General features: G+C 73.4%; 11 protein-coding genes and 1 pseudogene. 5 read left to right on the plus strand and 7 right to left on the minus strand.

Features of this window, described 5'->3' with window-relative positions; genetic code table 11:
* Positions 1 to 103 (plus strand): annotated as a pseudogene (locus tag AC2A1K_RS14840) (IS982 family transposase); the annotation flags it as partial.
* Between the two features lie 20 nt (positions 104 to 123).
* Here the strand turns inward: AC2A1K_RS14840 and AC2A1K_RS14845 are convergent.
* On the minus strand, positions 124 to 888 hold the full coding sequence (locus AC2A1K_RS14845; RefSeq protein ID WP_483897081.1) for an SDR family NAD(P)-dependent oxidoreductase: 765 nt from the start codon (positions 886 to 888) through the stop codon (positions 124 to 126).
* Positions 885 to 1,667, minus strand: coding sequence for an enoyl-CoA hydratase/isomerase family protein (locus tag AC2A1K_RS14850; RefSeq protein ID WP_483897082.1), 783 nt, complete (start codon positions 1,665 to 1,667; stop codon positions 885 to 887). Before AC2A1K_RS14850 ends, AC2A1K_RS14845 begins: the two co-directional genes overlap by 4 nt.
* 80 nt (positions 1,668 to 1,747) lie before the next feature.
* Here AC2A1K_RS14850 and AC2A1K_RS14855 point away from each other — a divergent pair, with 80 nt between their 5' ends.
* Positions 1,748 to 2,368, plus strand: coding sequence for a TetR/AcrR family transcriptional regulator (locus AC2A1K_RS14855; protein WP_483897083.1), 621 nt, complete (start codon positions 1,748 to 1,750; stop codon positions 2,366 to 2,368).
* 8 nt (positions 2,369 to 2,376) lie between these two features.
* On the opposite strand, the gene AC2A1K_RS14860 is transcribed toward AC2A1K_RS14855, so the two are convergent.
* The 4 genes from AC2A1K_RS14860 to AC2A1K_RS14875 all read right to left on the minus strand — a co-directional run bounded on the left by AC2A1K_RS14860 (position 2,377) and on the right by AC2A1K_RS14875 (position 6,941).
* Complete coding sequence (locus tag AC2A1K_RS14860; protein ID WP_483897084.1) at positions 2,377 to 2,859, minus strand: redoxin family protein; 483 nt, start codon at positions 2,857 to 2,859, stop codon at positions 2,377 to 2,379.
* A 35-nt stretch (positions 2,860 to 2,894) separates the two neighbouring features.
* Positions 2,895 to 4,181, minus strand: coding sequence for an acyl-CoA dehydrogenase family protein (locus AC2A1K_RS14865; protein WP_483897085.1), 1,287 nt, complete (start codon positions 4,179 to 4,181; stop codon positions 2,895 to 2,897).
* 157 nt (positions 4,182 to 4,338) lie between these two features.
* A complete protein-coding gene (locus tag AC2A1K_RS14870) occupies positions 4,339 to 5,691 on the minus strand; it encodes a phosphotransferase family protein (protein WP_483897086.1) in 1,353 nt (450 codons plus the stop codon).
* Positions 5,688 to 6,941 (minus strand): acyl-CoA dehydrogenase family protein, encoded by a 1,254-nt coding sequence (locus AC2A1K_RS14875; RefSeq protein WP_483897087.1) that lies wholly within the window; start codon positions 6,939 to 6,941, stop codon positions 5,688 to 5,690. The genes AC2A1K_RS14870 and AC2A1K_RS14875 overlap by 4 nt, the downstream gene beginning before the upstream one ends.
* A 169-nt stretch (positions 6,942 to 7,110) precedes the next feature.
* Here AC2A1K_RS14875 and AC2A1K_RS14880 point away from each other — a divergent pair, with 169 nt between their 5' ends.
* Positions 7,111 to 7,932 (plus strand): crotonase/enoyl-CoA hydratase family protein, encoded by an 822-nt coding sequence (locus AC2A1K_RS14880; RefSeq protein ID WP_483897088.1) that lies wholly within the window; start codon positions 7,111 to 7,113, stop codon positions 7,930 to 7,932.
* Between the two features lie 21 nt (positions 7,933 to 7,953).
* On the opposite strand, the gene AC2A1K_RS14885 is transcribed toward AC2A1K_RS14880, so the two are convergent.
* The gene (locus AC2A1K_RS14885) at positions 7,954 to 8,568 is read right to left on the minus strand and encodes a TetR/AcrR family transcriptional regulator (protein ID WP_483897089.1); all 615 of its coding nucleotides are present in this window, start codon (positions 8,566 to 8,568) and stop codon (positions 7,954 to 7,956) included.
* Between the two features lie 84 nt (positions 8,569 to 8,652).
* Between AC2A1K_RS14885 and AC2A1K_RS14890 the strand changes: the two genes are divergently transcribed.
* A complete protein-coding gene (locus tag AC2A1K_RS14890) occupies positions 8,653 to 9,840 on the plus strand; it encodes an acyl-CoA dehydrogenase family protein (RefSeq protein WP_483897090.1) in 1,188 nt (395 codons plus the stop codon).
* Positions 9,837 to 11,426: an acyl-CoA carboxylase subunit beta gene (locus tag AC2A1K_RS14895; protein WP_483897091.1), complete on the plus strand. Its 1,590-nt coding sequence runs from the start codon at positions 9,837 to 9,839 to the stop codon at positions 11,424 to 11,426. Before AC2A1K_RS14890 ends, AC2A1K_RS14895 begins: the two co-directional genes overlap by 4 nt.
* The last annotated feature ends 19 nt before the right edge of the window (positions 11,427 to 11,445 follow it).

An 11,445-nucleotide genomic window follows, 5' to 3' on the forward strand; every position in this document is an offset into this window, starting at 1 on the left:
CGCACGCGTCGCCCAACGCCTCCTGGCCATGACCGCCGCCATCTGGCACAACCGAGCCACCGGCCAGCCCCTGACCCGATCACTGATCGCCTACGACCACTGATCGGGTTCGGACTTACTCGTCTAGAAGATCGAATAGGCCCCGTCGACGACGATCTCGTCACCGGTGTGGAAGCCGCCGGCGTTGCTCGCCAGGTAGACGGCGAGACGCGCGAAGTCGTCCGGCGCGCCCCAGCGCCGCTGCGGCATCCGCTTCATCACCGCCTGATCGAAGCGCTCGTCGTGCAGCGTCGGCGACGCCAACGGCGTCTCGGTCCAGCCCGCGACGATCGAGTGCGCCGTGACGCCGTGGCGGGCGAGCTCGACCGCGAGGCCCTTGATGATCGCGGTCAGCCCGGCCTTGCTCGCGGCGTACGCCTCGTTGCGCGGCGCCCCGTGCACGGTCGACACGCTCGAGGTGCCGACGAGCACACCGCCCCCGCCCCGCTCGACCATGTGCCGCGCCGCCGCCCGCAGCGTCAGGAACGCGCCGTCGAGGTTGACGCGCGTGACCCGCCGCCACTCGTCGAGGGAGGTGTCGACGAACGCCGCGTGGGAGCCGGGGACGCCCGCATTGGCGAAGCACGAGTCGACGCGTCCGAGGTGCTCGAGCACGCCGGCGAAGGCGTCGCAGACCGCGTCCTCGTCGCCGACGTCGCAGCGCCAGGCGTGCGCCGTCGCGCCGAGGCCCTGGAGCTCCGCGACGGCGGCGGCGTTGCGCTCCGCGTTCGTCCCCCAGATCGCCACGGACGCCCCGCTGCGCGCGAGCCCGCGGGCCATGCCCAGCCCGATGCCCGAGTTGCCGCCGGTGACCAGCGCGACGTGCCCGGAGAGGTCGAACAGACTCACGTCACCGCCCACCGACCGGTGAACGTCGGTTCCCGCTTGTCGCGGAAGGCGGCGAACGCCTCGGGGGCGTCCTCTCCTGCGAAGTTGACGGCCTGGGTGCGGGCCTCGGTGGCGAGCGCGTCGCGCAGCGTCCGGTCGGCGTTCTCGTGGAGCAGCGCCTTGGACTGGGCGACGGCGACCGGGGCGTTCGCCACGAGCCGTGCGGTCAGGTCGTCGACGAAACCGTCGATCTCCTCGGGCGCGACCAGCCAGGTCACGAGGCCCAGCCGGTGCGCCTCCTGCGCGTCGATCATCTCCGCGAGCAGCGCCAGCCGCTTGGCCTGCTGCATCCCCACCAGGCGGGGCAGCAGCCACGACCCACCGAAGTCCAACGACAGCCCGCGCTTGGCGAAGATCTGGGAGAAGCGCGACGTCGGGGTCGCGACGACGAGGTCGCAGCCCAGCGCGAGGTTCCAGCCCGCCCCCACGGCGACACCGTCCACACGCGCGACCGACGGCTTCGGCAGCTCGTGCAGCAGCAGCGCGACCTCGTTGATGAACCGCATGCGGTCGAGCGGGTGACCCTCGCGGCCCCCGGAGAGGTCGGCGCCCGCGCAGAACGCCCCGCCCGCCCCGGTGATCACCACCGCGCGCACCGCGTCGTCCGCACGCGCGGCGGACAGCTGGTCGTGCAGCGCGTGCCACGAGGCGAGGTCGAGCGCGTTGCGGCGCTCGGGACGGTTCAGGGTCAGCGTCAGCACGCCCGCCTCGCGGCGGGCGAGCAGGACCTCTTCGTCCATGAATGCGGCTCCGTCCCCCGGACAGCAGATACGCCCGGAACCTATCGATCGATCGTTCACCCGGCCACTACGCTGTCGCGATGAGCACCCCGGCGGTGCCGCGCGGGAGCGGCCGGGACGCGATCACGCGAGCCGCCCGGGAGAGTTTCGCCGAGCGCGGCTACCACGGGAGCTCGATCCGCGACATCGCCGCCCGCGCCGGGCTGTCGCTCTCCGCGCTCTACCACTGGCACTCCGGCAAGCAGGACCTGCTCGCGGCGCTGATCGAGGAGAGCACCGAGGAGTACTTCCGCCGCTGCGACGAGGCGCTGCACGACGCCGGCGACGACCCGGCCGCGCGGCTCGGCGCGCTCGTGCGCGCGACCGTCGAGTACCGGGTCAGCCGGCAGGTGGAGAGCACGATCGCGGCCGCGGAGTGGCGCAACCTCGAGCCCGGCAACCGCGAGCGTCTCGACGGTCTGCGCGCGGCCGCGACACGCCTCTGGGCCGACATCGTCGAGGACGGCGTCGCCCGCGGGGCCTTCCGCTGCGAGCACCCCGACGACGCCCGCCGCGCGGTCGTCGCCGCCTGCAACGCGATCGCCCAGTGGTACGAGCCCGGGTACGAGCCCGGGTACGAGCCCGACCGCGGGCTCGCCGTGCCCGACCTGGTCGATCGGTACACGGCGATCGCCCTGCGGATCGTGGACCACCGGGGCTGAGACGGATCTCAGAGCTTGCTCAGCACCACGTCGGCGGTGGTCTTCTCGTGGTCCGGCGGCGCGGCCTCGACGTCGATCCAGGTGAGGACGCCGGCGTCGATGATCGACGCGTAGCGCTGCGACCGGACCCCGAGACCGAAGTCGGTGGCGTCCATGTCCAGCCCGATCGCCTTGGCGAACAGCGCGCCGCCGTCGGCGAGCATCACGACGCCCTCGACGGCCTGGTCCTTCGCCCAGGCGGCCATCACGAACGGGTCGTTGACCGCGGTGCACACGATGCGGTCGACGCCCTTGCCGGAGATCTCGCCGGCCTTGGCCACGAAGCCCGGGAGGTGCGCGTCGCTACAGGTCGGGCTGAAGGCGGCGGGCACGCCGAACAGCACGGTCCGGCCCGTCGCGAAGAGCTCGCCGGAGCGCACCGACTCGGTGCTCCCTGCGGCATCGACCGTCGTCAACGGCACGTCGGGGATCTTCTCTCCCACAGCGATCATCGCCGGGTTCTCCTTCGATCGGTTGGAGACAACTTCTAGCGGCCGACGGCGGCCGCGTCCAGCAGGTGGGCGAACTTCCGGCGCGCCTCCTCGCGGCGCGTCGGCACGTGCTCGGTGGGCACGTCGCGGGGCTCGTAGTCGCGCAGCACGCGGCGGGCGACGGTGACCTTGTGGACCTCGTCCGGGCCGTCGTAGATGCGCGCGGCGCGGGCGTGGCGGTACATCCCCTCGAGCGGCAGGTCGGTGGTGAAGCCCAGCGAGCCGTGCACCTGGATCGCGCGGTCGATGACGTTGTAGAGCACGGTCGCGCCGTAGAATTTGATCATCGCGATGTCGGTGAGCGCCGCCTCGGTGCCGCCCTGGTCCATCTTCCAGGCGGCCTGCAGCGTCATCAGCCGCGCGGCGGTCATCTCGGCGGTCGAGGTCGCGATCCAGTCCTGCACCATCTGCTTCTCGGCGAGCACCGAGCCGTGGGTGTACCGCGAGACCGCCCGCTCGCAGAGCATGTCGAAGGCACGCTGGGACTGCCCGAGCCAGCGCATGCAGTGGTGGATGCGCCCGGGCCCCAGCCGCTTCTGGGCCAGCAGGAAGCCGTCACCCTCGGCGCCGACGAGGTTCTCGACGGGCACCCGCACGTCGCGGTAGATCACCTCGGCGTGACCTCCGGGCTGCCCGGTGCGCTCCTCGGGATGCTCCATCGTCGGGATGTCGCGCAGGATCTCCACGCCGGGCGTGTCCGTCGGCACGACGAACATCGACGCCCGCCGCCGCGGCGCCGCGTCCGGGTCGGTGACGGCCATGAGGATGAGGAAGTCCGCGACCGACCCGTTCGACGTGAACCACTTGTGCCCGTTGACGACGTACTCGTCGCCGACGCGCTCGGCGCGGGTCGTGAGCAGCGTCGGGTCCGCGCCGGCGTTCGGCTCGGTCATGGAGAAGGCGCTGCGCAGCTCGCCGTCGAGCAGCGGCTCCATCCAGCGCTTCTTCTGGTCGTCGTTGGCCCCGAGCGCGAGCAGCTCGGCGTTCCCGGAGTCCGGGGCGTTGTTGCCGAACACGGCCGGGGCGTACGCGCAGCGCCCGAGGATCTCGTGCATCAGCCCGAGCTTGACCTGGCCGAACCCGCCCCCACCCAGCTCCGGGGGCAGGTGCGCGGCCCACAGCCCGCGCGCCTTGACCTCCTCCTGCAGCGGCACCGTCGCGCGCTTCAGCGCCGGGCCGTCGAGGTCGAGGGTCTCGAGCGGAAGGATCTCGTCCCGGACGAAGGCCCGCATCCACGCGAGCTGCTCCTCGAACTCCGGCTCGGTCGAGAAGTCCCAGGCCATGCGCAGTCTCCTTATGCCGTGAACGCCAGGTCGAGACCCGGCGACGTCCCAGTCCAGCGAGTAGAGGATGCCGTGCCCGGACGGGGCCGCCGCCGTTCACCATGGGCGATCGGGCCGTCCGGGAACCGCCGTCCCCTCGTCACCGTTCGCATCGCGCTCATCCGGGCTGCTCCAGGTAGCGGGGGTTGGCGACGGCGAGCTTGTCGGTGACGGCCTCCCGCACGGCGGCGAGCAGGGCGGGGTCGGTGTCGTCGATCTTCCCGGCGCGAACGGCCGCCGCGAGGCCCTTCTGGTCGGGCTGGCCGAGAGCGGCCAAGCGCTGGCGGTGGCGGCGCTCCTGGTCGGGGCCCAGCGCGAGGTCGCGGCCGACGCCGTCGAGGACGTTCGCGGCCACCCGCGCGAGATAGCCGACGCGCTCGTCGGCGACCGCCCGGACGTCCTCGCGCAGGAAGGCCGCGACGGCGTCGACGAGGTCGGCCGAGGAGGGGCGTCCGTGGAGGTCGGAGCGGGGCGGGACGGCCTGGACGCGGGCGTCACCGGCGGGGGCTCCCAACAGGAGCAGCAGGTCGTGCTCCTGCTCGGCGACCCGGCGCCCGATCGCCGCGAGCTCGACCGAGGGCACCGCACCCGACAGGTGCCGCTCGGCCATCTCCCGACAGTGCAGCGCCCACCAGGCGGTGCGGTGGATCTGCCACCACCGCACGGCCTCCGGGTCGGGGCGGTGCCCGGCGACCTCGGCGTAGCCGTCGAGCAGCTCGTCGACGGTGCCGAGACCCGCGACGGGCGGCGCGGCGCCGAAGCGCCAGCACTTCACGCACAGCCAGCCGAGGTCTTCGCGGGGGTCGCCGCGGTGCACGAGCTCCCAGTCGAGCACGGCGGCCAGCCCGGTCTCGTCCACGATGAGGTTGCCGAGGCGGAAGTCGCCGTGGACGACGGTGTCGGCGACGGGGTCCGGGCGGTGCCTGTCGAGCCATCGCAGGGCGATCTCCACGGTCGGCAGGGGCTCGTCGATCGCGTCGCACGTCGCCCGGAGGGCCTCGACGGGGTCGGTGTGCGCGAGGCCCGGCACCGCGTCGGGCGCGATGGTGTGGAGGCGGGCGAGCGTGCGCCCGAGCTCGGCGGTCAGCCCGGCGCGGGCGCTCGCGTAGCGCTCGTCGCGCAGGATGCGGGGGCCCAGGGTCTCGCCGGCGACGTGCGCGGTGACGAGGTAGGGCGAGCCGAGCGTCGCGGGGTCGGTGCCGCTGTCGACCAGGGGCGGGACCGCGACGCCCGCGACCGCCGCGGCGCCGATCGCCGCCGCCTCGAGGGCCATGCCGTCGGGACGGTCGGCGCCGGGCGGGTCGCGGCGCAGCACGAGGTCGCGGCGCCCGGCGGCGTCGACCGCGGTGAACGACCATGTCTCGCGGCTGGCGCCGGCCGTGAGGCGGCGCAGGTTCTCGACGGTGACGTCGGTGCCGGCGATCTCGGCCAGGCGCGTCGTCAGCCGGGCGCCCAGGTCGTGGGCGCTCACCGCTTGTTCGGGCCGGCGAAGCCGAAGAGGTAGCCCGCGACCTTGCGCATCTGGATCTCCTCGGTGCCCTCGGTGATCCGGTAGCGGCGATGGTGGCGGTAGATGTGCTCGAACGGCGTGTGCCGCGAGTAGCCCAGTCCGCCGTGCACCTGCATGGCCCGGTCGGCGGCGTCGCAGACGAACCGGTTGGCGCGGTAGTTGCACATCGAGACGCGGTCGCTGATCTCGGTGTGCGGGCGGCGGTCGAGCTCCCAGGCCGTCTTGCGGACCAGGCCGCGCAGCATCTCGGCCTCGGTCTGCAGCTCGACCAGCGGCCACTGGATCGCCTGCCGCGTCGCGAGCGGCGCGCCGAACGTGTGTCGTTCGCGGGCGTGGGAGACGCTGCGGTCGATGCAGAACTGGCCGGCGCCGACCCCCGAGGCGGCCTGGCGGATGCGGTTCTCGTGCACGAACGTCTGGGCGACCGCGAGGCCCTCGCCCTCCTCTCCGAAGACCGCCTCCTCGGGGACCCGGACGTCGCGCAGGCTCACCTCGGCGTGGTCGGTGGGCATGTTCAGCGTCCACCAGTGGAAGTCGACCGAGAACCCGGGCGTGCCCACGGGGACGAAGAACGCGGTGATGCCGCGCGCGGCACCGTCCTCGCCGGAGGTCCGCGCGAACACCACGTCGTGGGTCGCCGAGTGCATGTTGGAGTTCCAGCGCTTCGCGCCGTTGATCACCCAGTCGCCGCCGTCGCGGACCGCGCGCGTCTCCATCCACGTGGCGTCGCTGCCGTGGTCGGGTTCGGTGAGCCCGAAGCCGAGCCGCGCGGTGCGCGTGAGCATCGGCTCGAGGAACTCCTCGCGCTGCGCGTCGGTGCCGAACGCCAGCAGCATGTGCGCGAACGGGAAGTTGCCGACGACCGACGACTCGTTCTGCAGGTCGTTGTGCAGGCCGAGCCCGCGGTGGGCGAGATGCTCGCGGATCACCGCCATCTCGAGGTTGGTGCCGTCGGACCCGCCGACCTCCTTCGGCAGCCCGTAGCGCAGCCAGCCCGCCGTGTCGGCCCGGCGGAACATCTCGCCGAGCAGCTCCTCCCAGTCCGCGCGCGGCACGCCGCCGTGCTCGAAGTCGGTGCGGGCGTACTCGCGCCGGTGGTCGAAGAAGCGCCGGTTGTCGTCCTGCTCCTCCAGCGGCCGGATCTCCCGCTCGATGAACTCGTCGAGCGCCTCGAGCCGCCGGGTCAGCTCCGCGGGCAGAGCGAAGTCCACACCGACCTCCTCGGCGAACGATCGTTCAGCGAGCATGCCAGCGGCGGGAGCGGGGGCGGAAGGGCGTCGCCGAGATGATCAACGGATGATCAACGGGGACTTCGAGCGCATAGAAGCCGCGAACACCACGTTCGCTGCGGAACGGGAGCGCGCTGCCAGACTGGCGCGCATGAGTGATCAGCGCGTCCGGGTCGAGGTCGTCGACGGTGTCGCCGACGTGCGGTTGTCCCGGTCGGAGAAGCGCAACGCCCTGGACCCCGCGATGTTCGAGGGAATCGTCGGCGCCGGGGAGGCGCTGCGCAACGATCCCGGCGTGCGGGTCGCGGTGCTCTCGGGCGAGGGCCCGGACTTCTGCGCCGGACTGGACTTCGGGTCGTTCCGTGCGATGGCGAACGGGGAGCGGCTGTCGGCGTCCGCGCAGCTCCCGCCGTCGGGCGGGCCGGCGCGGGCCACGGGCCAGCGGGCGGCGTGGGTGTGGGTGGAGCTGGAGGTCCCGGTGATCGCCGCGATCCAGGGCAACGCGCTGGGCGGCGGGCTGCAGATCGCGCTCGGCGCCGACATCCGCATCGTCGCCCCGGACGCGAAGCTGTCGGTCATGGAGGTGAAGTGGGGCCTGGTCCCGGACATGACCGGGACCCAGGTGCTCCCCGAGCTCGTCGGGCGGGACGTCGCCAAGGAGCTCACGCTGACCGCGCGCGTCGTGAGCGGCACCGAGGCCGCCGAGCTCGGCCTCTGCACGCGCACCGACCCCGCGCCCCGCGAGGCGGCGCTCGCCCTCGCCCGCGAGATCGCCGGCCGCAGTCCGCACGCCGTCCGCGCGGCCAAGCGTCTGCTCGACAGCGCGGGCCGGGTCGACCTCGCCACCGGCTTCGCCGCCGAGCAGACCGAGATCGGCGCACTGATCGGCAGCCCGAACCAGGTCGAGGCCGTCACCGCGGGCTTCGAGAAGCGCGCACCCGTCTTCGACGAGATCCGACCTCGGTCTCCGTGAGCGACATGGGCCGGTCCCACCTCAGGCGTCGAGGATCCCGATCAGCACCGCGGCGACGTCCTCGCCCAGCTCGCGCGCCGACCGGGGGCCGGCGGGGTCGAACCACTTGTAGGTCCAGTTGGCGGCGCCGAGGCAGGTGTTGACGTAGGTCCCGACCGACATGGGCAGGGTCCGTCCGGTCGCGTGCAGGTGGGCCTCGACGGCGTCGCGCACCACCCGCTCGAACACCCGGCGACGCTCGAGGATCGGTTCGGCGAGCTCCACGGGCAGCGCCGACTCCTCGTGAAAGCAGATCGTCAGCAGGTCCCGGTGCTCGCAGGTGTAGCGGACGCGCTCGACGATCAGCGCGCGCACCGCCTCCCGCGTCGACGGCGCCCCGGCGACGATCTTCTGGGCGCTGCGCAGGCTCTCGTCGAGGACCTCCTCGTAGACGGCGACGAGCAGGTCCTGCTTGGTGCGCACGTAGTGGTAGAGCGTCGGTTTCGAGAGCCCGACCTGCGCCGCCACGTCGTTCATCGAGGCCGCGCGGTACCCGCGCCTGCTGAAGACCGCTACGGCGGCGGTCAGGATCCGCTGGCGCTGCTCGTCGGCGCGGCTGCCCATCGCCGACCCTGCGCCGGTCCCCCGTGTCGCCATCGCGTCCCCTCGCGTGCCTTGACCGAACCTCTGTGATGTGGGGTACTTTCGCCCGACCGGTCGGTCGAAGCAAGGAGGGCGCGGGTGTCGTACGACCTCGGCGAGGTCCACGAGGACTTCCGGGAGACCTGCCGGGCCTTCACCGACCAGCGCGTCCGCCCCGTCGTGGCGGAGGCCGAGCGCGCGGGACGCCCGCCGGAGCGCCTGTGGAAGGAGCTCGGCGACGCGGGCCTGCTCGGCCTGCTGACCCCCGAGGAGTACGGCGGGTCCGCGGGCGAGGGCGGCGAGGCCACCGCGGTCGCCGTGCTGGCCGAGGAGCTCTCGCGGGCCTGCGGCGGCATCGCCGTCAGCGCGCTCGTCAGCGCCTACATGGCCGCGCCGCACATCGTGCGCCACGGCACCCCGGAGCAGCGCGAGCAGTGGGTCGCGCGCCTGGCCGCCGGCGACGCGATCGCCGCCATCGCCGTCACCGAGCCCGGCGCCGGGTCCGACGTCGCGGGCATCACCACGCGCGCCCGCCGTACCGACGCGGGCTGGGTGCTCGACGGCCGGAAGATGTACATCACCAACGCCGGTCTCGCCGACGTGCTGGTGGTCGGCGCCAGGACCGACCCCGGCGGCGGCCACCGCGGCATCACGACGTTCGTGGTGCCCGCCGGCACGCCCGGGCTGTCGCTGGGTGCCCCGCTGTCGAAGATGGGCTGGCACTCGTCGGACACCCGCGAGGTCGTGCTCGACGGCGTCGCGCTCGGCGAGGACGCCGTGCTGGGCGTCGAGGACCGCGGCTTCCACCAGATCATGGCGGCGTTCCAGCTCGAGCGGGTCGCGCTGGCCGCGATGGGACTCGGGCACGCCGGCGAGGCGCTCGACGCCGTCACCGAGTACGTCCGCGGGCGCGAGGTGGCGGGCGAGCCGCTGACCGCCCGCCAGGCGATCCGCCACCGCCTCGCCGCGATGGAGATCGAGCTCGAGGCGGCTCGCGTCATGACCTACAAGGCGGCCGACCGGCTCGACCGCGGCCACCCCGAGGCCGACCGGTCGGTGGCGTCGGCGAAGTACTTCGCGGCCAAGGCGGCGGCGTGGATCGTCGACGAGGCCGTGCAGCTCTACGGCGGCGCCGGCTACCTCGAGGAGACGCCGATCGCGCGTCACCACCGCGACGTGCGCATCCTGCGCATCGGCGGCGGCACCGACGAGATCCAGCTCGAGATCCTCGCGAAGCGGCTGGCACCCCGACCAGGGTCGAGCTCCGACGAGCTCCGTCTCCCGTGACGGACACAGCGGCCGCGAACGGCGTACCTCCCGCGTGGGAGGTGTCGGCGCCTCATCCCCCCGGGGCGCCGGCACCTCCCTCGGGGGAGGACGTCCTCGCGGCCGCGGCCCGCGCCCGGGAAGGTGGGGACACCGGCCGGTGGCCGGACAAGCTCGGCGTGCGCGAGCGGCTCGACGTGCTGCTCGACCCCGGCAGCTTCGTCGAGGACGGCGTCCTTGCCTCGGCCTCCCGGCCCGGGATGCCGGCCGACGGCGTCGTCACCGGCGTCGGGACGGTCGAGGGCCGTCCGGTCGCGGTGATCGCCCACGACTTCGGCGTCAAGGCCGGCTCGTGGGGCGAGCGGACGTGCGAGAAGCAGATCCGCATCCTCGAGCGCGCCGACCGCGACCTGCTGCCGGTGTTCTACCTCGTCGACTCCGCGGGCGGGCGACTCACCGAGCAGATGGGCTTCTTCCCCGGCCGCCGCGGCGCCTCGAAGATCTTCCACCTGCAGGTCGCGCTCTCCGGGCGCGTGCCCCAGATCTGCTGCCTGCACGGCCCGTCGGCCGCCGGCGGGGCCTACATGCCGGCGTTCACCGACTGGGTCGGGATGGTCGACGGGAACGCCTCGATGTACCTCGCGTCGCCGCGCGTGGCCGAGAAGGTCACCGGCGAGCGCACCACCGCCGAGGAGATGGGCGGCGCGCGGATGCACGCCGAGGTCTCCGGGTGCGGCGACGCGGTGTTCGACGAGGACTGGCAGGCGATCGCCGCCGCGCGCCTGCTGTTCTCGTACCTCCCCGCGCACTTCGGCGCGCCGCCGCCCGTCGCCGAGCCACGCGAGCCCGAGGCCGCCGGCTGGGACGGCCTCGTGCCCGAGGACCCGACCGTCGGCTACGACGTCACCGCGGTGATCGACCGGCTCGTCGACGGCGGCTCGTTCTTCGAGATCAAGCCCGACTGGGCGCCCGAGATCGTCGTCGGCTTCGCCCGGCTGGAGGGTCGGGTCGTCGGGCTCGTCGCCAACCAGCCGCGGGTGCGCAGCGGGGCGATCCACGTCGACTCGGCCGACAAGGCCGCCCGGTTCATCAGCCTGTGCGACGCGTTCGACGTCCCGCTGTTGTTCCTGCAGGACGTGCCCGGCTTCATGGTCGGCGTCGCCGTCGAGCGCCAGGGCATCATCCGCCACGGCGCCAAGATGATCACGGCGATGTCGTCGGCCGAGGTCCCGAAGTTCTCGATCGTCCTGCGCAAGGCCTACGCCGCGGGCTTCTACGCGATGTGCGCCCCCGGCTTCGAGCCGCGCGCCACGCTCGCGCTGCCCAGCGCGTTCATCGGCGCCATGGGTCCGGAGGCCTCGGTCAACGCGGTGTACGCCGGCAAGATCGCAGAGATCGCCGACCCGGACGAGCGGGAGGCCTTCGTCGCGGCGCGCGTCGAGGAGCACCGCGCCGAGATCAACCTGCTGCGCATGGGCGACGAGCTCGTCGTCGACGCCGTCGTGCCCGGTGAGGAGCTGCGTGGCGAGCTCGTCACGCGCCTGCGGCACGCCGACGGCTGGACCCGCACCCGCGGACGTCGTCACCACCCCGTCAGCCCCGTGTGATCCCTGGAGGAGAACCGGC

The organism is Actinomycetospora sp. 2LY8.5 (assembly GCF_057180585.1).

Bases quoted from the DNA above. Each gene is read 5' to 3' on its own strand.
- AC2A1K_RS14850 (WP_483897082.1), bottom strand. From the start codon at position 1,667: ATGGACGAAGAGGTCCTGCTCGCCCGCCGCGAGGCGGGCGTGCTGACG.
- AC2A1K_RS14860 (WP_483897084.1), bottom strand. From the start codon at position 2,859: ATGATCGCTGTGGGAGAGAAGATCCCCGACGTGCCGTTGACGACGGTC.
- AC2A1K_RS14855 (WP_483897083.1), top strand. From the start codon at position 1,748: ATGAGCACCCCGGCGGTGCCGCGCGGGAGCGGCCGGGACGCGATCACG.
- AC2A1K_RS14865 (WP_483897085.1), bottom strand. From the start codon at position 4,181: ATGGCCTGGGACTTCTCGACCGAGCCGGAGTTCGAGGAGCAGCTCGCG.
- AC2A1K_RS14880 (WP_483897088.1), top strand. From the start codon at position 7,111: ATGAGTGATCAGCGCGTCCGGGTCGAGGTCGTCGACGGTGTCGCCGAC.
- AC2A1K_RS14885 (WP_483897089.1), bottom strand. From the start codon at position 8,568: ATGGCGACACGGGGGACCGGCGCAGGGTCGGCGATGGGCAGCCGCGCC.